This is a genomic window from Rummeliibacillus sp. NPDC094406 (assembly GCF_044763875.1).
Lineage (GTDB): Bacteria > Bacillota > Bacilli > Bacillales_A > Planococcaceae > Rummeliibacillus.
On the sequence record NZ_JBIWGZ010000007.1, the window covers coordinates 85,879 to 107,975 of the forward strand.

Consider the following 22,097-nt stretch of genomic DNA (forward strand, 5'->3'; position numbering starts at 1 on the left):
TTTCCACTTTTCCAACTTAAAATGTTTGAAAAAACTAATTATTTTTAACGATTTTTGTGCATTGGGTACACATTTTGAAAATTTCGTTTACAATATAAGGTAAGGGAAATAGAGAATGGATTCATAATATGAGTCTACTATTTATTATATAGGATTTATTATTGTTATATATGGGAACGTTGGGAGGTATAGTAGACGGGTAGAGTTGACTATATTTCTTTAGTAGTTAGGAGTAGGGAATTGTATAGATTTGTATGTCTATTTGTTACTAAGTTTTTAGGTTTATTTAATAAGGCAAAAGTTTATAACAAGCATAACGTGCCAACAGAGGGTGGTTATTTAATTGCTTGTACACACACAGGTTGGATTGATATTTTGAATCTTGGAGTTTCTATTTACCCGAAACCAATTCATTTTATGGCTAAGAAACAGCTCTTTGATCATAAACTACTTGGCTGGTTTATAACAAAGTTGAAAGCTTTCCCGGTCGATCGTGAAAATCCAGGACCAAGCGTTGTAAAAGTACCGATGAAGTTGATTAGAGAAGGAAAAGTTGTTGGGATTTTTCCTAGTGGCAGACGAAATGCGGAAGGCACTTCTCTAAAACAAGGTGCTATTACAATTGCTCAACTCTCGAAAGCACCAATTATCCCAGCTGCATACATAGGACCAAATACGCTAAATGAAGTCTTTGCGCGCAAGAAAGGCTATTTAATTTTTGGAGAACCTTTCTATGTTACAGCAAGAGGTAAAAGTGGTAGAGAGGAATTTACACATTTCCTGGAGGAGCAATTAGTTACTTTAAAAGAGCAACTAGAAGAGAAGATTTCACAAGAAAAACTCTAGATTATTTTTGAGTTTAGAAGTGCATCTTAAGTCATCATTACTTCTTCTGGATTCAGTCATCTTGAAAGGTAACTAAATAAAAGAATACTGTAGAACACAATTTCTTTTAAGGGGTGGTTAGATGGTTACTGTAGATTTATTTGAACAGGAAGATAATAATGTGGAACAGGAGAAATCTCCTTTAGAAGTGATGGCTGAAAAACGTAGCCAAATCATTTTTAAACAACGTATGTCAGTTGGACTAACACAATCGGAGTTGGCAGAACGAGCAAATGTCACACAAAAAACTGTCAGCCGCATCGAACGTGGTGACAGTAAAGTCAGAGATACGACACTACAGAAAGTGTATGAGGTTTTGGGTATTACAGAGACACATTTAGAAGCTCTGAAAGAACAGCCGAATACATAGCTGTGGAATTTTATACGAGGTTGTCTGTTCAGTCATATTTATGCTAATAGACGCCTCGTTTTTTTAGATTTAGAAGAATTCGCGTCAATTTCAGTAAATATTCAATGACAGAACTCACCGATAGGTGGCATAATATTGAATAGTTATTAAAGTTAAGCCACAAATTTGAGGGTGATATAAAATGGAAAAAAGAAGTTTGAGTAAAGAAATTTTATCGTGGGTATGGCCAATTCTTATTGCAGTAGTAATTGCTGTTTTATGTAGACAATTCTTGTTTTCACCAGTAACAGTTAAAGGCGAATCAATGGAGCCAACATACCAAAATAATAATAAGATTATCATTAGTAAAACGAGCCATATCGATCGCTTTGATATAATTGTCTTTGAATCTCCTGTAGAAGACGACCATTATATTAAACGTGTTATTGGTCTACCAGGAGATACGATAAAAGTAAAAAATGATAAGTTATATATTAACGGTAAAGAATACAATGAACCATATTTAAAAGCCGGTATTAGCGAATATGAAAAAATGGGTGATCATTTCACAGAAGACTTCACACTGAAAGAAGTGACAGGTGAGGAGAAAGTACCGAAGGATTCCTATTTCGTATTAGGAGACAACCGCCAAAATAGTAGCGATAGCCGTGAATATGGTTTTATCAAAAAATCTGCAATTACTGGGGAAGTTAAATTCCAATTCTACCCGTTTAAATTCTAATACAAGACATCAATAGAGGAGAGTCGTTATGAAAATAGGCGTATTATTTGTTTGCTTAGGAAATATTTGTCGCTCTCCAATGGCTGAGGCTATTTTCCGTAATCTAGTTGAGTCACAAGGGAAGTCTGAGCAATTTGATATCGATTCAGCTGGTACTGGTGATTGGCATATTGGAGATGGTCCACATCAAGGCACAGTTCAAAAACTTGCCGAGTATCATATTGCTACTGAAGGAATGTTAAGCCGCCAAATAAAACAGGAAGATTATGATCGTTTCGATTATATTGTTTGCATGGATAATAGCAATATCCAAAATGCATTACCTATGCTAGGTATAAAAGAAAGTTCAAAGGTGTTCCGTTTACTTGATTTGATACAGGATTCAAGAGATGTTCCAGATCCGTATTTTACAGGTGACTTTGAAGAGACATACCAATTATGCTTAGAAGGTTGCAAAGCCTTATTACAAAAAATTGAAGCTGATAAAAGAAGCCACTCGTAATGAGAGGCTTCTTTTAGTACTTGAAAATCCCCGTTAATTCTTGTTAGAGGCATTTTTCACTTTTCGCCTGTATACAATTTATGACGAATATAGTGTATAATACTACAGTAAATTAATGGCTGATCCCATGTGGGTATCTTATGACCCACGAGTAATTTATATATAGAATACATTGAAAGAGAGTGAATCCAATGGGACGTAAGTGGAACAACATTAAAGAAAAAAAAGCTGCAAAAGACCAAGGTACTGCTCGTATCTATGCTAAATTCGGTCGTGAAATTTATGTAGCTGCTAAACAAGGTGAACCAGATCCAGAATCTAATGGTGCGTTAAAAGTCGTTTTAGAACGCGCAAAAACATATAGTGTACCTAAGCATATTATTGATCGTGCAATTGACAAAGCAAAAGGCGGCGGCGAAGAAAACTTCGATGAATTACGATATGAAGGTTTCGGACCGAATGGCTCTATGATTATCGTCGATGCATTATCAAACAATGTTAATCGTACAGCAGCAGATGTACGCGCAACTTACGGTAAAAACGGCGGTAACATGGGTGTCAGTGGTGCAGTATCATACATGTTCGATGCAACAGCAGTGTTTGCTTTAGAAGGCAAATCTGCAGACGAAGTTTTAGAACTTCTAATCGAAGCTGATGTAGATGTTCGCGACGTTTTCGAAGAAGGTGAATCTACAATCATCTATGCTGAACCAGATCAATTTAATGCTGTCCAAGAAGCATTAAAAGCGCAAGATATTACAGAATACGGCGTTGCAGAATTAACAATGCTTCCACAAACAGAAGTACAACTTGATGGCGAAGACCTTGATAAATTCGAACGCTTAATTGACCTACTTGAAGAACTTGAAGATGTGCAACACGTATATCACAACGTTGAACTATAAAAACTGACGCCAGAGTACCTTTTTTGCATATACAAGATTGGATACGAGCCGAAGTCAGTTAATCCTGATTTATAAACAAACTAAGCTAAATATATTTGCTTTGCTAAAAGACTGCCATAAAGGCAGTCTTTTATTTTGATATAGAAATAGATATAACAGTATCTAGTTTCTATTTTGATGTAATCATAGGATACGTAATATTTTTACGATGATGCTATCCTAACGAGTTATAATTGATTAGGTCTTTAATATTATAATTGTATTGCCGTTTCATATATAAAATAGTAATATAAAACTTATGTTTAAAAATACATATTGATTCTTGAGAACTACATATCATACACTTTATGTAATTGCTTTTAAAAGGAGAGTACATTTTGAAAAAAAGATTTTTTAACTACAAATCATTGAAAATAAAGATATTAGTAGGCTTTGGAGCGGTGGTTTTATTAAACCTCTGCTTAGTTGCTTATAATTTTTATGCTATGAAAACCGTAAATTTAAGTATGAATGATATTGCGAAACAAGAACTTCCGTTATTAGTGAACGATGAAAAGATGTCGTTTAATATTGCAGAACGAATAGCATTAGCACGAGGCTATGTATTAACTGGTGAACAAGAATATAAAAATCAATTCAATAGCTATGCAAAGAAAAGCAAAATAATTGAAGATAACATATTATCTATAACAAATTCGGATAAAGCAAAAGTATTGGTAGACAAAAGTAAGCAGTGGGAAGATATTATTGTTAATGATGTCTTTACAACATATGATGAGGGGAATCATGAAGAAGCGAAAAAGTTATTAAATGGTGAAGCTCAGACACTAGCACGTGACTTGATGAGTGGGTATACAGAAATTGCCAGTAATCGAGAAACTCAAGTTTTGCATAATAGTAATGCCGTAAAAGACACAGGTTCTCAATTGTTAAAAGTGATAACAGTTGTATCTCTTGTTATATTAATTGTAAGTACGATTATTGCAATATTTACAGCAAGAACGATTATTAAACCAATTAATCGAGTTATGTACCAATTAGATCAAATTGCGCAAGGTAATTTAACCGTCGAACCATTAACAACAAATTTAAGAGATGAAACATCAAGATTAACGAAATCATCAAATGACTTATTATGCCGTTTAACGTTTCTTATGAAAAAAATAAAATCAGATGCAGAAATATTAAGCGCTCATAGTGAAGAACTGCATCAATCTGCTAATGAAGTTTCAGAAGGCTCCGATCAAATTGCTGAAACCATAAATGAAATTGCAAACAGTGCTGAGTCACAAGCTAATAATGCTGTGAATATGTCGAACAAAATGGATCAATTTACAAATCAAATTATCAATGTAACGCATAATGGGCAAGATATTCATCGAAATTCAGAAAATGCACTGGCCATGACAATTAAAGGAAGCCAGTTAATGGATTCTTCAATTAATCAAATGGTAACAATTGATACTATTGTAAAAGGTTCTGTGGATAAAGTGCATCATCTATACGACCAATCAAAGGAAATTTCAAAATTGGTTTTAGTAATTCAAGAAATTTCAGATCAAACGAATCTTCTTGCATTAAACGCAGCGATTGAAGCAGCGAGAGCTGATGAACACGGTAAAGGATTTGCTGTTGTTGCAGATGAAGTGCGTAAACTGGCAGAACAAGTATCAAGTTCTGTTTCGGATATTACAGATATCGTATCTAGTATTCAAAATGAAACAGGGTCAGTTGTAGCATCGCTTGTCAACGGTTATGAAGAAGTGGAAAAAGGTACGGCTAAAATTAAAACAACAGGTGAAACATTAAAGATTATTGATGATTCTGTTAAGCAAGTAAATACTAGTATTGTAAATATCGCTAAAAGTCTAGATGAAATATTAGTAGAAAGTGAATATATGACAAAATTGGTTGAAGAAACAGCTGCGATATCAGAAGAATCTGCAGCTGGTATCCAACAAACATCGGCCTCGGTTGAACAATCAAATAGTTCGATTCATGAAATAACGAAAAGTGCAGATGAACTTGCTAGAACTGCAGAAGATCTTATGAATATTGTTAGCAATTACCAATTGAAATAATTTATACTTATCTATAAAGCCGCTGAAACAATGGCTGTTTCAGTGGTCTTTTTACTTTAGTCAACTATTTGTAAAGGAAAATTTACCTGATAAATAAAAAAGAGGGTATTATGATGGAATTCATTCATGTAAAAGGTCTACCTGATGTGGGAAGTATTAAAGGTATCCAGGAGCTTCATAGAGAAGTTTTTGATGAATCTGAACTATCAATAGGAGAATTGCAGGAAAAATTGAATTTACTATGTTGTATGGCTTTAGACGGTCGTAAAGCTATCGGCTTCAAATTAGGTTATGAAAAAGAGGTTGGGGTTTTCTATAGCTGGTATCAGTGCAGAATACCGTGGTCAAGGGATTGCTTTAAAATTAATAAATTTACAACATCAATTAGTTACAGGGAAAGGCTAGCAAAAAAATCCGTACAGTTGGACGCAATTATCGAAGAACTATGCTTATTTTAAAAATTAAAGTAGGCTTTTATATTATTGAGACGTATTTTAGTAAAAGTGGTACTAGTAAAATTATTATGGAAAAAGAGTTGAAGTAGAATAGAAAAGATAAGGGATGATGCTGAGGTGAGAAAAAAGACGATGTTAATCTTACTAATTATTTGTATACCGATACTATTCTTTTGGGGTATTACTACAAAGTGGCTAATAGATGGTGGAAAACCAAAAGCAAATGGAAAATATAAGTATGTGATAGTATTAGGGGCGAAAGTGAAAAGGGGTGCAATACCATCTAAAGCATTGGCATTTCGTTTAGATGCAGCATTGAATTATGCTATCAAATATCCAGATGTCCATATTATTGTTTCAGGTGGTCAAGGCCCTGATGAAGATGCAACAGAAGCTTCTGTTATGAAACGATACTTAATAGACCGAGGTTTTCCTGAGACACAAATCATCTCTGAAGATCAGTCAACATCTACTTATGAAAACTTATTAAATACGAAGAGAATCATTGGAGACGATTTAAAGGGGTTAACAATAATATCAAGCGACTATCATCTAGCACGTGCCAAAATGCTTGCGGAAGAACTTCATATAAAATGTGATGTGATTCCTGCGAAAACACCTAAAAGCATTGAAGTGAAAGTAAGGTTTCGAGAACGCTTCGCGCTTTTGAAATCAGCTATTACGGGAAAATAATAAGTTGGAACATAGAGGGAGATTGACGAACTGATGTTATGTCATAGTCCTGCTGGAAAACGAGCTAGACGCGAAAAGCGTCCGCCTGTAGCGAAAACTGATGGATCAACAGTATTGTTAAACAAAGTCTAAAAATAAAAAAGCCATCTAGTCCCTAACTAGATGGCTTTTTATGTGGCATTATTTAGCTAGAAATTCACTGATTTGATCACGATATTTAGAAATAGACGATGCAGATACTCCAAAGTATGCTGCGACATCTTTGACTTTTGATACGCCGCCTTCCGGAATATTGCCATTAGCTTGTCCAGCTAAAACAGCACCAGCTGCAACTGTTTCCGCTTTTTTCGCTTTAACAGATGTGCTTTCTAGGAAGCTTGTAAGAGTTTCGATGAATTCAGAGGCATCAAGCGTGAACCCGTTTACATATTTGGTAACAAGCTCTAGAACTTCAACAGTAAATGGAGCGAGTTCAGTAGAAGCTTCAATTGTTACAGCAGCTTCACTCTCAACCTTGTTCTCGGCTTCTTTTTTAGCTTCTTTAGGAGCAGTTGTATCTACTGAAGCATCTTGGATAAATGTTTTATAAAGATCCAACGAATCTGTATAACCATTTTGAAGTTTTAAACTTAATGCTTGCACAATATTTTCTTTCTCATCTGGAATGAAAACAACACTGCTTGTTGCAGTTAGTCCATTTTCACCTTTGCGGGCATCTGGCATGAAGATACCAAACAACCAGCTACCTGAGAAAGTTTTTGCTGGTGTACCATTCATAACATAGCTTTTATTTGTGACGATATCTGTTAATGCAATTACTTCAGGACTTTGAGAATCCACTTTTGCAAGCAAATAGACAGGTTTCAACCAAGATTGAAGAATGTCTTTAACTTGTTGTCGGTTTTGGACAGTCAATTGTTTATTTATATAATTTTGCCACAGTTCAGGGCGATCGATATAAATGAATGTTTCCATGGCAATTGTATCTATTAATTTATCTGTAAATGCATGTTGTAATGAATCTTGCCAAAGATGATTTCTATTTTCTAGTTCATGATAATTTGCAGAGTGGAATGATTCTTTCACAAAGCCTTCCACAATACGATCGATTTCTTCGCTTACAAGTGTAGTAATATCGCCTAGAGCGTTTTTACCATGACACTTTTTGTATTTTTTGCCACTGCCACATGGACAAGGATCGTTACGACCTACCAATGTAAAGCACCTCACTTTAAAAATTGGGCATGAAATTAGGTTAGCACAATTTGAGCAAAAAAATAAGTGTTTTAATTGTTCTATTTCGAAATGGGTAATAAATTACCAAATTTTAGCGTATTTTTGACAACATTAGTTGCAATATTTCAGAATATAATAAATAATAGGAGAAAATACTTCGAGTTTCGAAAAATGTAAAAGGAAAAGGGGAATGAAGATGGTTACATTTAAAGATTATGAATACAAACGCCCAGACTTAGCAGCGGGTAAAGAATATTTTCGCCAACTATTAACAGATTTTAATCATGCAAAATCAGTTAACGAACAAAGCAAAGTAATTGAGAAAATCAATGCTTTCCGAAACAATTTTTCAACTCAATATAACTTAGTTTATATTCGGGCTTCTATTGACACAAATGACGAATTTTATCAAAAAGAAAGAGATTATTTAGATGAAAAGAATCCTGAAATGGAAGAACTTTCGACAGAATATTATAAAGCGCTATTAGCATCACCATTCCGAAAAGAATTAGAGGGAAAATGGGGTGCACAATTATTTGATTTAGCAGAAAACCAAATTAAAAGTTTTTCGCCAGAAATCATGGAACTAATGCAAAAAGAAAATAAACTTAGCTCTGAATACTCTAAACTTGTGGCATCAGCCCAAATTTCTTTCGATGGTAAAGAGCTAACACTTGCGCAATTAGGGCCTTATACGGAATCGACAGATCGTGATGTCCGTAAAGCTGCAACAGAGGCACGTTTTGGATTCTTTAAAGATCATGGGGAAGACTTTGACCGTATTTACGATGAACTTGTAAAATTACGTCATAAAATGGCCATTACATTAGGCTACAAAAACTATGTAGAACTAGGCTATGTACTGATGAATCGAATCGATTATAATGCTGAAATGGTCAAAAACTATCGTGATCAAATCCGTGATGTCGTTGTACCATATGCTACAGAATTACGTGAACGCCAAGCAAAACGTATTGGTGTGGACAAAATAAAATTCCATGATGAAGGATTAAAGTTCTTAAGTGGCAATGCAACACCAAAAGGTACACCAGAATGGATTGTTGATAATGGTAAAAAAATGTACGAAGAGTTATCTTCAGAGACAGCTGAATTCTTTAACTGTATGATTGATCGCGATTTAATGGACCTTGTTGCGAAAAAAGGTAAAGAAGGCGGAGGGTACTGCACATTTATCGATGATTACGGATCACCATTTATCTTCTCAAACTTTAATGGAACTTCTGGTGATATCGATGTGTTAACGCATGAAGCAGGTCACGCATTCCAAGTATATACAAGTCGTAATATTGGTATTCCAGAGTATATTTGGCCAACATATGAATCATGTGAAATTCACTCGATGAGTATGGAATTCTTCACATGGCCATGGATGGAATTATTCTTCAAAGAAGACACTGAAAAATATAAATTTGGTCACTTAAGTGAAGCGCTATTATTCTTACCATACGGCGTAGCAGTCGATGAATTCCAACATGTTGTGTATGAAAATCCAGAAATGACTCCACAAGAACGTAAGGCAGCATGGAAAAAAATTGAACAAATATATTTACCACACCGCGATTATGATGGTATTGACTATTTAGAACAAGGTGGCTTTTGGCAACGACAAGCCCATATCTACAATAGCCCATTCTATTATATTGATTATACATTAGCGCAAGTTTGTGCCTTCCAATTCTGGAAAAAGTCACGTGAAAATCACGAGGAGGCATGGAAAGATTATATTCATCTTTGCCAACTAGGTGGTAAAATGTCATTCACAAAACTAGTGGCAGAGGCAAATCTTGTTTCACCATTTGAAAATGGCTGTGTCGAATCAGTAATGGGTGTAATTAAAGAATATTTAGATGCCGTTAAAGATGACGAACTATAATAAATTTTCAGTTAATTATTTGACAACTTGAGTGATTACCTTTAAATTAACACTAGTAAATAATAAAAGCGATGACGAGAAAAAGTAAAATGAACGTATTTCTAAAAGAGAGCTTCGGTAGCTGAAAAGAAGTAGAAATCTATCATTTGAAAAATGGCCTCTGAGCTCCGGTTTGAACGTGCATTTGCATTAGTAAGATGCGGCGGGAGTTGATACCCGTTATCTATATCACAGTCTAGGAAGCACTTGAAATTTCTGCACTGATGGAGGCTACTTATGTGAATAAGTAGTAAATAAAGGTGGTAACACGAGTATATATCTCGTCCTTTGCAATCGTTAGGTTGTAATGGGCGGGATTTTTTTTAGCGACAGTCCTAGACAGAAATATATTCAATGAGGAGATGTTTCAAATGGGGAAAGGCTTACTTGTTTTTCAAACAGATTTTGGCATAAGTGATGGTGCAGTTAGTGCGATGTATGGAGTAGCACATAGTGTAAATCCAAATATTAAGATTTATGATATTACGCATCAAATTCCACAGTTTAACATTTGGGAAGGAAGCTATCGTTTATTGCAAACCGTACAATATTGGCCAGAAGGTACTGTTTTTGTTTCTGTAGTTGACCCTGGGGTTGGTTCAGATCGTAAGGCTGTTGTTGTCAAAACTGTGAATGATCAATATATTGTAACTCCTGATAACGGAACATTGACACATATAAAACGCTTTTATGGTATTGCAGAAATTCGAGAAATTGATGAATCGATTAACCGCCTACCTAATTCAGGTGAATCACATACATTTCATGGACGAGATATTTTCGCCTATACAGGAGCTCGCTTAGCTTCAGGAGTTATTACGTTTGAAGAAGTTGGCCCTTCTTTAAAAGTTTCAGAAATTGTAGAACTTAAACTAAAAGAATCCATACTAGAAGAAGGCATCATTACAGGAATCATTGATATTGTAGATAAACCTTTTGGGAATCTGTGGACGAATGTGCGATGTAGCCAATTTAAGCGTGTAGCAAAGAACTATGGGGATGCTTTTGAGGTGACAATCAGTACGGATGGTCGTAAAATTTACCAAAGTATCATGACATACGGTCATTCTTTTGCAGATTTACGGATAGGGGAACCCCTTATATATATCAATTCATTGGATAATATCGGTGTTGCCATTAACCAAGGTTCTTTTGCAGAAGCGTATCATGTTGGTACGGGAATTAATTGGGAAGTATCAATTCGCAAAGCTCCAAAAATCATCTATGCATAGTCAGATTATAAGTTATGATCAACATGAATTGATGGAGATCTATTAATCAATATAAAATAAAAAGTCTTAGCTCCTGAGTGGCCTTGTCGCAAAGGATTTGATCAAAATTTCTATTGGTCAAATCCTTTTTTGCTATGTATATTTCCAGTTTATCAGTGTATAGCGTATACTTGAACTATGAAAATAATACTTAGATAAAATATGTAGAAGGTAGTGAAGTTAATTGACAAAAAAACTATGGTTTCAAGCGGGTGTTGGTATACTTCTAGCATTGCTAATCGTGAAGTATTTCCTTGAAATTAAATCCCTCTTTTACCCAATTGTGGCTCTTTTAAGTGCAATATTCGTCCCACTATTAGCAGGCGGGATTTTGTATTATGCAACAGAGCCGATTCAACGTTTCCTAGAAAAAAGAAAGTTCCCACGTTGGGCAAGCATATTAACAATTATTTTATTATTATGCTTAGCTGTATATGGTTTCATAGCGGTTATTGTCCCGCCTATTAATGCGCAAATTAATAATTTGGTAAAAACGGCTCCAACATTAGCAAATGAATTAACAAATATGGTCAATACTGTATTAAATAATCGTGATAATTTCCCTAGTCAATTAAATGATGCGATTAATAGTGTAATGGATTCTATTCAAAGTTATGCAGTATCTACTAGTAAGTTTTTAGTTCAGTTTATCTCTAGTATCGTTTCAGGTGCATTTGTATTAATCCTTGTTCCATTTTTCTTTATCTACATGTTAAAGGACCATGAGAAATTTGCGCCAAAAGTTTATAATCTATTTAGCGGATCACGTCGTGAATGGATTAAGAAAACATTGGCAGAAATCAATGATGTACTTCGTAATTATATCCAAGGTCAATTATTGATTAGTTTTATCCTAGCAACCATTATTTTCACCGGATATAAAATAATCGGGCTTGAATATGCAATATTACTAGCTCTCTTGGCGTTCTTTATGAATATGATACCTTTCATAGGACCATGGATTGCACTTGTTCCTGCCGTAGTAGTTGGTTTGTTACAGGACCCGATACTAGCTGTTTGGGTATGTGTCATAACACTTGTTGCACAACAAATAGACAGTAACTTTATCACACCAAATGTAATGGGAAAATCGCTAGATATCCATCCGTTAACTGTTATTACGATTATTTTAGCAGCTGGTAATATTGCAGGATTTGTGGGGATATTAATAGGAGTACCAATGTATGCAGTAGGTAAAGTTGTTGTAAAAAATATCTATGAACACAGAAAGGAAATTCGATCAACAGCAACGAAGAATGTGTAGGTGAAGCACTTGGAAAGTGAGATTTAAAAACCTCCAATGATCATCGCCAACAAACATGTGAGGCTACAAGAGCTGAAATTCATGCGAAGATTTTGTACGCTATGATGGACTATATATGACTACATTAATGAGACTATTAAAAGAAAGATTTCGGTAACGAAATAGGCTGTGGAGACTATGCAGCTTATTTCGTTCTTTTTGGTTTTAAGCGATTAAAAATGGGGATAATGGTATACTAAAAAAGACTGTAAAGGACAAAGGAGTATACTATGCTAACATTTGAACAAAAACAACAAATCATTGAAAGTTTCTCAGGACTAACACGCAAAGAAATTTCAATGAATCGCTTAAATTATCACTTTGAAGGTAGCCAATACGAAAAAAAAATCGTTGTAGAAAAACTACATCCAAATGGCAATGGTTTCGTCTATGTTGGAGATTTACTTCGCTATAATGCTGATAGAGGTCTAGTCAATATTCGTGACTTCTCAGAACAAGAACTACGCGAGGTAATTGAAGATTCTATTATGTATTTATCTGAAGTAGATGAACCTGTTGAAGAAGTGAAAATTGAGCAAGTTTGGCGTAATCGCACAGGCGATCAATTACTTCTAGTAAATGATGCACCCTACTGGAATATTTATCATGGTTTTAACTTAGAAGAAAGTTTCGGCACACGTGATGATGCCGAAGATTATTTATTTGCAGAAGGATTTAAACCATCTAATAAATAATTACCGCTTGCAATAATAGAGCTTATTAGCGAGATTAGAAGGGGTGAGGAAGATGTCTGGAAAAAAGGCGACATTAATAGTTATTGGAATTGTTCTTGTTTGCATGATTCTAATCTTCTTGTCAATTTTTGCTTTTTTTAAAAACAATCCACATCAACCTAATCAAAAATCGTTAGGTTTGACACCTGAAGTGGCACAAACGATTATCTCATATTCAAGATATTAATCTTTTACAAAGGGGATATTTGCTATGCAACATATTTTTGTAAAAGTTACAGATGAGTTGGCACCAACGCTATTATTACTGCATGGTACAGGTGGAAATGAATGTGATTCCATAGAACGATTTAGATAATTTAAACATGCTTACGAAGGAGTTAGCAACATTTATTGATGAAGCATCAGTATGGTTATCAATTGACAATGGGTGAAGTTGATTCAGCTTCCAATTGGTATCGTAAGAATTTTAGATAAAATAAAAAGATTCTATGCGCTAATGCGGTAGAATCTTTTTTTGAGAAGACAAAAAATCTGTAAGTTTTTGAAAGATTTTTATCATATAGTTTTAATTATATAAATAGATTAAAGATGGTGAAGATTAATCCGCCTAACAATATAGCTATAGGTAATGTAATTACCCAAGTAATGACGATTCTACGTGCGACACCCCAATGAACACCTTTAGCGTTTTGTGCAGCACCTACACCCATAATTGAAGAAGAAATAACATGAGTTGTAGAAACTGGCAATCCTATTTGAGTGGCACCGTAAATGATGATTGATGAAGATAAGTCAGCTGCAACCCCATTAACAGGACGGATTTTCATAATTTTACCGCCAACTGTTTTAATGATTTTATAACCACCAATTGAAGTACCTAGTCCCATTGCAGCGGCACAAGATACACGTACCCACATAGGTACATCATCCCCAGATTGAAAACCTGCTGCGATTAAAGCCATAGTAATAATCCCCATTGATTTTTGAGCATCATTTGTACCGTGAGTAAAAGCTTGTAGAGCAGCGGTGAAAATCTGTACTTTACGGAATCCCTTATTGGAACGGTATAAATTAAAGTTTTTAAATATCATTCTAAATAATGACATCATCAAGAAACCAATGATGATGGCGATAAATGGTGAAAAAAGTAACCCTTTAATAATTTTGATAAAACCACTAAAGTTAATAGCAGAAAACCCTGCAGCAGCAATTGCAGCTCCAGCTAATGAACCAATTAATGCATGGGATGAGCTGGAAGGGATACCGAAGTACCATGTAACTAAGTTCCATATGATTGCTGACAGTAATGCGGCTAAAATAATATATGTTCCATTACTTAGAGCAAATGGGTCCACAATATCTTTTGCAATTGCTTTGGCAACGCCAGTAAAGGTAATTGCACCAATAAAGTTCATTGTTGCAGCTAAAACGATTGCAACACGAGGTGAAAGTGCACGTGTCGAAACTGTTGTAGCAATTGCATTTGCAGTATCATGAAAACCGTTTATGAAGTCAAATGCTAATGCGAATATAACAACAAGAACGGTTAAAATTATTATTGTATTCATTTGATTTTACAGCTCCTATGCATTACGCATTATAATAGTATCCATTGAGTTGGCAACATTTTGGCAATAGTCAGCAACTTCTTCAAGTTGTTCGTAAATATCTTTAAATTGAATAATGCGGATAGGATCTTTTTCATGTAAGAATAATTGTTTAATTGAAGTACGTAATACTTCATCACATTTACGTTCATAATCCTTAATGAGAATGGCGTGTTCACGCATGTTAATTAATTTTTTGTTTGTCAAATGTTCCATAGCAGTAACGATTTCATCTGTGCTAAGTACAATATATTTTAGAAAATCTCTCATATAATCATCAACTTCAGTAAGCGAGAACATTTCGAAGTGTGCGATACAGCCTTCAATGCCATCTAAGACATCATCCATACGTACAGCTAATTCTAAAATATCTTCACGTTCAATTGGTGTCATAAATGATTTATTTAACTTTTGGATTAAATCATGAATTAATGAATCTCCATCCGTTTCGTATTTCTTAAGTGTTACACTAAGCTCTTTCAGGTCTGCAACGCCTGTAATTTTAAAATCATCAGCGTAGTGAGTTGCTTCATTTACATTTTGAGCAATTTTCAACAATGCAGTAAAGAAAGGGTCTTCTTTTTTTGAGCTAAACATATAAAGCCTCCTAATTCGTATATAAATCACCGAAAATCTAATTTTGAACGCAACTATAATCATATCAAATCGCGAAAAAAATCCCTACAATAATCATATGAGATTCAACAAAATTTACATTCCTGTAACATATAGAATGTGCATAATGATTGAAATAATAATCAGAAAAAAATGAAACTTTTTTGTATATCATCCGTATTACATATTGAATGAGATAAGTAATTATTTAAGGGGGTGAAGATGATTGACATAAATTCCTGGTCCGTTGAACAGTGGTATTTGTACTCATTAATATTTTTAGCTATTTGTATGGTTTTATATCTATTCTTTGGCGATATTGTTGATGGAGTTGGAGAAGGAATTCCATTTTTTAATCCAACTGTTATTTTAGCCTTTTTAACTTTCTTTGCAGCACTTGGTTTTATCATCGAAATATTTACATCATTGAATAGTATTTTAATTGCTATTATTTCTGCAGTTCTTTCATTAATATTAGATCTTCTACTTTATTATTTCATCTTAATTCCATTAAAATCTGCTGAAGTATCGATGGCTTATACCGAAGAATCCTTGGGTGGCCAAGTAGGAAAAGTAATTGTTCCGATTCCTATCGATGGATTTGGTGAGGTAGTAGTTGAGACAGTCAACGGCATCATTTCAAAACGTGCAACAAGCTATGATAATGTGGCAATACCTTATGATTCAAAGGTGCTGATTATAGAAGTGACAAAAGGTACATTATATGTCAGGAAGTATGATCCGATATTTTAAAGGTGTATAAGAATAAAAATAGGGGGAATTGATATGTCATTATTAATGTCACCGATACTAATTGTTGGTGTAATCGTAGTAGTTATTTTGTTAGCAATTATTGGAGTGTATATAACAAAATACCGAACAGCAGGTCCAGATGAAGCACTCATTGTTACAGGTAGTTATCTAGGATCTAAGAACGTACATACGGATGAAGGTGGAAACCGTATTAAAATTATCCGTGGTGGCGGTACATTTGTGTTACCAGTATTTCAACAAGCGGAACCTCTTAGTTTACTATCCAGTAAACTAGAAGTAACAACACCTGAAGTTTATACAGAGCAAGGTGTTCCTGTAATGGCTGATGGGATTGCCATTATCAAAATTGGTGGCTCGATATCTGAAATTGCAACGGCTGCTGAACAGTTTTTAGGTAAACCAAAAGAAGAACGTGAAAATGAAGCAAAAGAAGTGCTTGAAGGTCACTTACGTTCAATTCTAGGGTCTATGACAGTTGAAGAAATTTACAAAAATCGTGATAAATTCTCACAAGAAGTACAACGTGTTGCTTCTCAAGACTTAGCAAAAATGGGTCTTACAATTGTATCCTTCACGATTAAAGATGTACGAGATAAAAACGGTTACTTAGATTCACTAGGGAAACCAAGAATAGCTCAGGTCAGACGTGATGCAGATATTGCAACAGCAGATGCAGAAAAAGAAACTCGTATTAAACGAGCAGAAGCAGATAAAGAAGCACAAAAGGCAGAACTTGAACGTGCAACCGAAATTGCGGAAGCAGAAAAAGAAAATCAATTAAAAGTAGCGGAATTCCGTCGTGAACAAGATATTGCAAAAGCTCGTGCTGACCAAGCGTACGAATTAGAAACTGCGCGTGCAAAACAAGAAGTAACAGAACAAGAAATGCAAATTAAAATCATCGAACGTCAAAAGCAAATTGAATTAGAAGAAAAAGAAATTTTACGTCGTGAGAAACAATATGATTCAGAAGTGAAGAAAAAGGCTGATGCGGATCGTTATGCAATTGAACAAAATGCCTCAGCAGAAAAGATGAAACAATTAGCACAAGCCGATGCAGAAAAATATCGTATTGAAGCGAAAGCAAAAGCAGAAGCTGAGAAGATCCGTTTAGACGGTTTAGCAAAAGCTGATTCTGAACGTGCACAAGGGGAGTCAGAAGCAGAAATTATCCGTCTTAAAGGTCTTGCAGAAGCCGAAGCAAAACGTAAAATTGCAGAAGCTTTCGAACAATTCGGTCAAGCCGCTGTATTAGATATGATTATCCGAATGATGCCTGAATATGCAAAACAAGTAGCAAGTCCATTATCTAATATCGATAAAATTACTGTTGTAGATACTGGCAGTGGTGAAGGTGGTGGAGCCAATAAAGTAACTGGATATGCAACAGACTTAATGGCAACATTACAAGAAACACTAAAAGCATCTTCAGGTATTGATATGAAGGAATTATTAGAGAATTATTCAGGTAAATATACAATTCGTCCAAGTATTGAACGATTAGCTGACAATGTAAAACAAAAAGACGATGCATCAGCTGCAACAACTACTGAAAATTAATGCGTCCTTAATTGCCCGAGTAAGTCGGAGAATCGACTTGCCGGGCAATTTTTATTTTTTTGTTGATCCTAAATAAAAAACACTGTCTTTGATTTGTCATTCTTGTCAGTATTTAAAATACCTACCTAAGGTATAATGAAAGGAAATGCTTTTAAAGGAGTTTTACTGTGAAGAAAAAGTGGTTATCAGTATTATTAGCGGGCACATTGATTTTAGCAGCTTGTGGCAACAATGCAGAAGAATCGTCAAAGAAAAATCATGGGGAACATAATCAAATACAAACAACTGAAACAACAGAGCAATCAAATCACGGAAATCATCAACACACACTAGCCAATGGTGATCTTCAAGAGGAAACAGCATCGGCAAACAAATTACCGAGTTTTTTAGATAATCAATCAGAGGATTTGAAACTGGTTTATACAGCAGCTGGGCAGGAAACAGAAGTTTTAAAGTGGATGCCTTGTTATTGTGGATGTGCAGAAAGTGCCAATCATAAAAGCAACTTAAATTGTTTTATTAAAGAAGTAAAAGACGATGGTTCCGTTGTTTGGGATGATCATGGGACGCGCTGTATCGTTTGCGTAGAAATTGCAGTTAAATCGATTAAGCAAGCACAAGAAGGGGCATCACTTAAAGAAATCCGTAAACAAATTGATAATGATTATAAAGAGGGGTATGCAAAACCAACTCCAACCCCTATGCCATTATAGTATCTGTATAAAATAGAGAGTATATATGCTTTTGTGTGCAATTAGAAAGTAGTGGATATGGTGAAACTTCTTTTTACTTATTTGACGTAATGCAAAGGAATAAAAATCATATAATATAGGCTTTATTCACTTTTTAAAAAATTTATGAGTAATTTAGGGTTAAATTTAGACTTTTTACTTTTCCAATAGGTTTTTACCATAATTAAAACACAATAGCAGACAATTAGAAGAGAAACCGATATCATAAGTGTTGAGTGGGAACAAAACTCGTAGCAAAAGAAATGGAGATGAACAACTTGGAATATCGTATTGAACATGATTCCATGGGAGAAGTAAAAGTACCTGCAGAACATAAATGGGGTGCTCAAACGGAGCGTAGTAAACAAAACTTTAAAATTGGTTCTGAACATATGCCAATCGACTTTATTCATGGCTATGCATTACTTAAAAAATCAGTAGCAAAAGTATGTGTTGAACTTGGTACATTATCACAAGTAAAAGCAGATGCAATTGCTCATGCAGCTGATGAAATCATGACTGGTAAATGGGATAGCGAATTCCCACTAGTTATTTGGCAAACAGGTAGTGGTACTCAAACAAATATGAATGTTAACGAAGTAATCGCTCACCTTGGTAACGAATACCTTGAAGCTCAAGGTAGTGAAGAACGCCTACACCCAAATGACGATGTGAATAAATCTCAAAGCTCGAACGACTCGTTCCCGACTGCAATTCATATTGCAACTTCAATTGCAGTAGAAAAGAATTTACTACCCGCTTTGCGTCAAATTAAAGCAACTTTAAAAGCAAAATCTGAAGAATTTATGCAACTAATCAAAATTGGTCGTACACACTTACAAGATGCGACTCCTTTAACATTAGGTCAAGAAATTAGCGGTTGGTTACACATGATCGAAAAATCAGAAGAAATGATTGAAGAAAGTTCTAAACATATGTTAGAACTTGCAATCGGTGGTACTGCAGTAGGTACTGGTCTAAATGCTCCTGATGGCTTCGATGAAAAAGTAGTTGCTGTATTAGCTAAAGAATCAGGTCTAAAATTCGTTGCATCACCAAATAAATTCCATGCACTAACTTCTCATGACCAAATGGTAACAGCTCACGGTGCTTTGAAAGCTCTAGCTGCAGACTTGATGAAAATTGCCAACGATGTTCGCTGGTTAGCTTCAGGTCCTCGTTCTGGTTTTGGCGAAATCTCAATCCCAGAAAACGAACCAGGTTCATCCATTATGCCAGGTAAAGTAAATCCAACTCAATGTGAAGCTGTTACAATGGTAGCTGTACAAGTTATGGGTAATGACGTAACTCTTGGTATGGCTGCTTCTCAAGGTAACTTTGAATTGAACGTGTTCAAACCTGTTATTCTTTATAACTTCATGCAATCTGTTGAATTACTATCTGACGTAATCCGCAGCTTCGATGAACACTGCTTACAAGGTATTACTGCTAACGAAGATAAACTTGAACACTTCTTAAACAACTCACTAATGTTAGTAACTGCTCTTAACCCATACATCGGTTATGAAAATGCAGCGAAAATTGCTAAACATGCACATAAAAACGGTCTAACATTAAAAGAAGCTGCTCTTGAAACTGGTCTTCTAACAGAAGAACAATTCAACGAATGGGTAGTTCCAAGTAAAATGATTAAATTCTAAAACTTATTGTGGTTTTGATTTTACATTTCACAATACATTAAATTCGTATAGATATGTTAAAAAGGAGTTGTCCAAATATACACATTTGGCAACTCCTTTTTCCTTGATATATCCACATGGATACTATGCTGTTTTCACAGAGCCTTTTTTATTTTTTCAAAAACTCAAGAAATGTCTCGGTTGTTTTAGAAAGGAATGGTGTATTGAGATGAATAGCATGGAAGTCACGATTATAATTGTATTTATCCTTTAAAACAATTTGTAACTTGTTTAACTGCATTTCGTTTTCAATTGTCCATTCAGAGAGTAGTGCAACCCCTAGCCCATTTACAACGGCTTCTTTTATGAGCTGAGTGCTACCAAATTCTAATATACTATGAGGTACAATATTATGTTCCTTTATAAAATGTTCGAATGCTTCACGGGTACCAGATCCCTGTTCTCTAATAATCCATGTTTGATCATTTAAGTTATGCACAGTTTGTTCAGACTTTGCAACAATGACCATATGATCTGTTGCAATCTTGTGCATAACTATTCGTTTAATGGGAATAGAACCTTCAATTATCCCCAAATCTAAAGTCTGATTAATGATCTTATCAGCTATCTCTGTTGTATTATCGATACATATACGTGGATATACTTGTGGATAATCTGTTAAAAATGCTGCTAAACATTTGGGTAGAAGGTATTCACCATATGAATAACTTGCACCAAGTAGTAATTCACCAGCAACATGATTCGTCAGATCGTCCAATGCTCGATTCATTTTTGTGGATAACATGTTTATTTCTTTTCCGTAGTAGACCACAATTTCCCCAGCTTTAGTAAGTTGTATCTTTTTTTGTGAACGATCAAAAAGCTGCACGTTTAGTTCTTCTTCTAAACTTTTTATATATTGGCTAACAGCCGGCTGTGTCATATACAACTCTTCTGCAGCTCGTGAAAAATTCATATGCTTTACAACAGTTAAGAAAATCTGTAGTTTATCAGCCATAGACCCTCCTATAAGTAAATACTTATGGTTTTAATAATAATCATTAATTATCTTTTTGGTTAGCTACATTCTATCATGATTATAGAAAACAAAATAGGAGATGAGATTATGCAACTATCTGGAGGGTTTATTAAAGGAATAGTATTTACCATTGTTATAGCGATTGTATCGTATTTCCTAAGCAAACTTCCATTCTTGAATTATTTAGGACCATTGGCAATTGCTATAATTATTGCAGTTATTATTAGAAATACACGACCTTATCCACAGCAGTGGAAAAGTGGAATCGATTTTTCAGCTAAGAAAATTTTACGATTTGCAATTATCCTATATGGGATTCGATTAAACATTGCTGTTGTAGCACATGAAGGACTTCCATTGATTGTTAGAGCAGCAGGGGTCATTGTAGGTACAATCTTATTAACTGTTTTTATTGGGAAATTATTAGGCGTAGAAGAAAAGTTAACGATGCTATTGGCATTTGGCACAGGAATCTGTGGTGCAGCCGCTATAGCTGCAGTTTCGCCTATTGTAAAAGCTAAAGAAGAAGATACAGCCATGTCGGTTGGTATGATTGCTTTAATGGGAACCATTTTTTCCTTAATTTATCCAACTGTTGGTCATTTGTTGAACTTAACACCAGAAGCTTATGGGTACTGGTCAGGATATAGTTTACATGAAATTGCACACGCTGCATTAGCAGGGGCCGCATTTGGTGATGCTTCACTAACGCCTGCTCTATTGGCAAAATTAAGCCGTGTATTATTATTATTCCCAGTAACATTATTACTTGTTGGGTTTATGAAAATTAAAAATGGGGGAACAGGCCAAAAAGCTTCTTTTCCATATTTCTTATTAGGCTTCTTAATCGTTTCAGCCCTAGGTACGTGGGGGACACAACAAGGATGGCTTAGTGAAGGAATGCAGAATATAATCGCTCAAACAGGTACTTTCTTTTTAGCTGTAGCAATGGCTGCATTAGGAATGTCAGTTGACTTAAAAGAATTAAAAACAAGAGCTTTAAAACCACTTATTATGTTAACCATTGTATCGGTAATTTTAAGTTCACTCGTGTTGGCTATTATTTAATTAATGTTTTGTA

Annotated in this window: 22 protein-coding genes, 1 pseudogene and 1 other annotated feature; of the genes and pseudogenes, 19 read left to right on the plus strand and 4 right to left on the minus strand. The window is 34.9% G+C overall.

Going from position 1 to position 22,097, the window contains the following annotated elements; genetic code table 11:
- Positions 1-240 precede the first annotated feature (240 nt).
- From ACIQ4I_RS17035 to ACIQ4I_RS17070, 8 genes are all read left to right on the plus strand, one after another.
- On the plus strand, positions 241-846 hold the full coding sequence (locus ACIQ4I_RS17035) for a lysophospholipid acyltransferase family protein (RefSeq protein WP_403098162.1): 606 nt from the start codon (positions 241-243) through the stop codon (positions 844-846).
- 121 nt (positions 847-967) lie between these two features.
- Positions 968-1,255 (plus strand): helix-turn-helix domain-containing protein, encoded by a 288-nt coding sequence (locus ACIQ4I_RS17040; RefSeq protein WP_403098164.1) that lies wholly within the window; start codon positions 968-970, stop codon positions 1,253-1,255.
- Positions 1,256-1,436: 181 nt separating this feature from the next.
- Positions 1,437-1,976 carry a signal peptidase I gene (gene lepB, locus ACIQ4I_RS17045; protein WP_403098166.1) on the plus strand — a complete coding sequence of 180 codons (540 nt, stop codon included), beginning with the start codon at positions 1,437-1,439 and terminating at the stop codon, positions 1,974-1,976.
- Positions 1,977-2,004: 28 nt separating this feature from the next.
- On the plus strand, positions 2,005-2,478 hold the full coding sequence (locus ACIQ4I_RS17050; RefSeq protein WP_403098167.1) for a low molecular weight protein-tyrosine-phosphatase: 474 nt from the start codon (positions 2,005-2,007) through the stop codon (positions 2,476-2,478).
- 191 nt (positions 2,479-2,669) lie between these two features.
- A complete protein-coding gene (locus ACIQ4I_RS17055; protein ID WP_403098169.1) occupies positions 2,670-3,383 on the plus strand; it encodes a YebC/PmpR family DNA-binding transcriptional regulator in 714 nt (237 codons plus the stop codon).
- A 377-nt stretch (positions 3,384-3,760) separates the two neighbouring features.
- A complete protein-coding gene (locus ACIQ4I_RS17060) occupies positions 3,761-5,464 on the plus strand; it encodes a methyl-accepting chemotaxis protein (RefSeq protein ID WP_403098170.1) in 1,704 nt (567 codons plus the stop codon).
- A 110-nt stretch (positions 5,465-5,574) separates the two neighbouring features.
- A complete protein-coding gene (locus ACIQ4I_RS17065) occupies positions 5,575-5,922 on the plus strand; it encodes a hypothetical protein (protein WP_403098172.1) in 348 nt (115 codons plus the stop codon).
- A 114-nt stretch (positions 5,923-6,036) separates the two neighbouring features.
- Positions 6,037-6,612, plus strand: coding sequence for a YdcF family protein (locus ACIQ4I_RS17070; RefSeq protein ID WP_403098174.1), 576 nt, complete (start codon positions 6,037-6,039; stop codon positions 6,610-6,612).
- A gap of 180 nt (positions 6,613-6,792) precedes the next feature.
- Here the strand turns inward: ACIQ4I_RS17070 and ACIQ4I_RS17075 are convergent, their stop codons facing one another.
- A complete protein-coding gene (locus tag ACIQ4I_RS17075; protein ID WP_403098175.1) occupies positions 6,793-7,827 on the minus strand; it encodes a YecA family protein in 1,035 nt (344 codons plus the stop codon).
- Between the two features lie 217 nt (positions 7,828-8,044).
- On the opposite strand from ACIQ4I_RS17075, the gene ACIQ4I_RS17080 reads away from it, so the two are divergent.
- From ACIQ4I_RS17080 to ACIQ4I_RS17105, 6 genes and pseudogenes are all read left to right on the plus strand, one after another.
- On the plus strand, positions 8,045-9,742 hold the full coding sequence (locus ACIQ4I_RS17080) for a M3 family oligoendopeptidase (protein ID WP_403098177.1): 1,698 nt from the start codon (positions 8,045-8,047) through the stop codon (positions 9,740-9,742).
- Positions 9,743-9,804: 62 nt separating this feature from the next.
- Positions 9,805-10,073 (plus strand) — a binding site (T-box leader).
- Positions 10,074-10,152: 79 nt separating this feature from the next.
- A complete protein-coding gene (locus ACIQ4I_RS17085) occupies positions 10,153-11,013 on the plus strand; it encodes an SAM hydrolase/SAM-dependent halogenase family protein (RefSeq protein WP_403098179.1) in 861 nt (286 codons plus the stop codon).
- Between the two features lie 223 nt (positions 11,014-11,236).
- Positions 11,237-12,316 carry an AI-2E family transporter gene (locus tag ACIQ4I_RS17090; RefSeq protein ID WP_403098181.1) on the plus strand — a complete coding sequence of 360 codons (1,080 nt, stop codon included), beginning with the start codon at positions 11,237-11,239 and terminating at the stop codon, positions 12,314-12,316.
- A gap of 269 nt (positions 12,317-12,585) precedes the next feature.
- Positions 12,586-13,050 (plus strand): hypothetical protein, encoded by a 465-nt coding sequence (locus ACIQ4I_RS17095; RefSeq protein ID WP_403098183.1) that lies wholly within the window; start codon positions 12,586-12,588, stop codon positions 13,048-13,050.
- Positions 13,051-13,102: 52 nt separating this feature from the next.
- Positions 13,103-13,276, plus strand: coding sequence for a hypothetical protein (locus ACIQ4I_RS17100; protein ID WP_403098185.1), 174 nt, complete (start codon positions 13,103-13,105; stop codon positions 13,274-13,276).
- 24 nt (positions 13,277-13,300) lie between these two features.
- Positions 13,301-13,384 (plus strand): annotated as a pseudogene (locus tag ACIQ4I_RS17105) (carboxylesterase); the annotation flags it as partial.
- A 235-nt stretch (positions 13,385-13,619) separates the two neighbouring features.
- Here the strand turns inward: ACIQ4I_RS17105 and ACIQ4I_RS17110 are convergent.
- On the minus strand, positions 13,620-14,618 hold the full coding sequence (locus ACIQ4I_RS17110; protein WP_403098187.1) for an inorganic phosphate transporter: 999 nt from the start codon (positions 14,616-14,618) through the stop codon (positions 13,620-13,622).
- A 15-nt stretch (positions 14,619-14,633) separates the two neighbouring features.
- A complete protein-coding gene (locus ACIQ4I_RS17115) occupies positions 14,634-15,254 on the minus strand; it encodes a DUF47 domain-containing protein (protein ID WP_403098189.1) in 621 nt (206 codons plus the stop codon).
- A gap of 240 nt (positions 15,255-15,494) precedes the next feature.
- Here ACIQ4I_RS17115 and ACIQ4I_RS17120 point away from each other — a divergent pair, with 240 nt between their 5' ends.
- From ACIQ4I_RS17120 to fumC, 4 genes are all read left to right on the plus strand, one after another.
- Positions 15,495-16,025 (plus strand): NfeD family membrane protein, encoded by a 531-nt coding sequence (locus ACIQ4I_RS17120; RefSeq protein ID WP_403098191.1) that lies wholly within the window; start codon positions 15,495-15,497, stop codon positions 16,023-16,025.
- 33 nt (positions 16,026-16,058) lie between these two features.
- The gene (locus tag ACIQ4I_RS17125; protein WP_403098193.1) at positions 16,059-17,606 is read left to right on the plus strand and encodes a flotillin lipid rafts scaffold protein FloT; all 1,548 of its coding nucleotides are present in this window, start codon (positions 16,059-16,061) and stop codon (positions 17,604-17,606) included.
- Positions 17,607-17,773: 167 nt separating this feature from the next.
- Entirely contained in the window at positions 17,774-18,319 is a 546-nt protein-coding gene (locus tag ACIQ4I_RS17130) for a PCYCGC motif-containing (lipo)protein (protein ID WP_403098194.1), read from the plus strand.
- Between the two features lie 296 nt (positions 18,320-18,615).
- Positions 18,616-19,998: a class II fumarate hydratase gene (gene fumC, locus ACIQ4I_RS17135; RefSeq protein ID WP_403098196.1), complete on the plus strand. Its 1,383-nt coding sequence runs from the start codon at positions 18,616-18,618 to the stop codon at positions 19,996-19,998.
- 148 nt (positions 19,999-20,146) lie between these two features.
- Here the strand turns inward: fumC and ACIQ4I_RS17140 are convergent, their stop codons facing one another.
- The gene (locus ACIQ4I_RS17140; protein ID WP_403098198.1) at positions 20,147-20,995 is read right to left on the minus strand and encodes a LysR substrate-binding domain-containing protein; all 849 of its coding nucleotides are present in this window, start codon (positions 20,993-20,995) and stop codon (positions 20,147-20,149) included.
- A 108-nt stretch (positions 20,996-21,103) separates the two neighbouring features.
- On the opposite strand from ACIQ4I_RS17140, the gene ACIQ4I_RS17145 reads away from it, so the two are divergent.
- Positions 21,104-22,084 (plus strand): YeiH family protein, encoded by a 981-nt coding sequence (locus tag ACIQ4I_RS17145; protein ID WP_403098200.1) that lies wholly within the window; start codon positions 21,104-21,106, stop codon positions 22,082-22,084.
- Positions 22,085-22,097: the final 13 nt, after the last annotated feature.

What these genes read in the sequence shown, in the direction of transcription:
- ACIQ4I_RS17040 (WP_403098164.1), top strand. Translation starts at nt 968, where the DNA reads ATGGTTACTGTAGATTTATTTGAACAGGAAGATAATAATGTGGAACAG.
- lepB (WP_403098166.1), top strand. Translation starts at nt 1,437, where the DNA reads ATGGAAAAAAGAAGTTTGAGTAAAGAAATTTTATCGTGGGTATGGCCA.
- ACIQ4I_RS17050 (WP_403098167.1), top strand. Translation starts at nt 2,005, where the DNA reads ATGAAAATAGGCGTATTATTTGTTTGCTTAGGAAATATTTGTCGCTCT.
- ACIQ4I_RS17055 (WP_403098169.1), top strand. Translation starts at nt 2,670, where the DNA reads ATGGGACGTAAGTGGAACAACATTAAAGAAAAAAAAGCTGCAAAAGAC.
- ACIQ4I_RS17065 (WP_403098172.1), top strand. Translation starts at nt 5,575, where the DNA reads ATGATGGAATTCATTCATGTAAAAGGTCTACCTGATGTGGGAAGTATT.
- ACIQ4I_RS17080 (WP_403098177.1), top strand. Translation starts at nt 8,045, where the DNA reads ATGGTTACATTTAAAGATTATGAATACAAACGCCCAGACTTAGCAGCG.
- ACIQ4I_RS17085 (WP_403098179.1), top strand. Translation starts at nt 10,153, where the DNA reads ATGGGGAAAGGCTTACTTGTTTTTCAAACAGATTTTGGCATAAGTGAT.
- ACIQ4I_RS17095 (WP_403098183.1), top strand. Translation starts at nt 12,586, where the DNA reads ATGCTAACATTTGAACAAAAACAACAAATCATTGAAAGTTTCTCAGGA.
- ACIQ4I_RS17100 (WP_403098185.1), top strand. Translation starts at nt 13,103, where the DNA reads ATGTCTGGAAAAAAGGCGACATTAATAGTTATTGGAATTGTTCTTGTT.
- ACIQ4I_RS17110 (WP_403098187.1), bottom strand. Translation starts at nt 14,618, where the DNA reads ATGAATACAATAATAATTTTAACCGTTCTTGTTGTTATATTCGCATTA.
- ACIQ4I_RS17115 (WP_403098189.1), bottom strand. Translation starts at nt 15,254, where the DNA reads ATGTTTAGCTCAAAAAAAGAAGACCCTTTCTTTACTGCATTGTTGAAA.
- ACIQ4I_RS17120 (WP_403098191.1), top strand. Translation starts at nt 15,495, where the DNA reads ATGATTGACATAAATTCCTGGTCCGTTGAACAGTGGTATTTGTACTCA.
- ACIQ4I_RS17125 (WP_403098193.1), top strand. Translation starts at nt 16,059, where the DNA reads ATGTCATTATTAATGTCACCGATACTAATTGTTGGTGTAATCGTAGTA.
- ACIQ4I_RS17140 (WP_403098198.1), bottom strand. Translation starts at nt 20,995, where the DNA reads ATGGCTGATAAACTACAGATTTTCTTAACTGTTGTAAAGCATATGAAT.
- ACIQ4I_RS17145 (WP_403098200.1), top strand. Translation starts at nt 21,104, where the DNA reads ATGCAACTATCTGGAGGGTTTATTAAAGGAATAGTATTTACCATTGTT.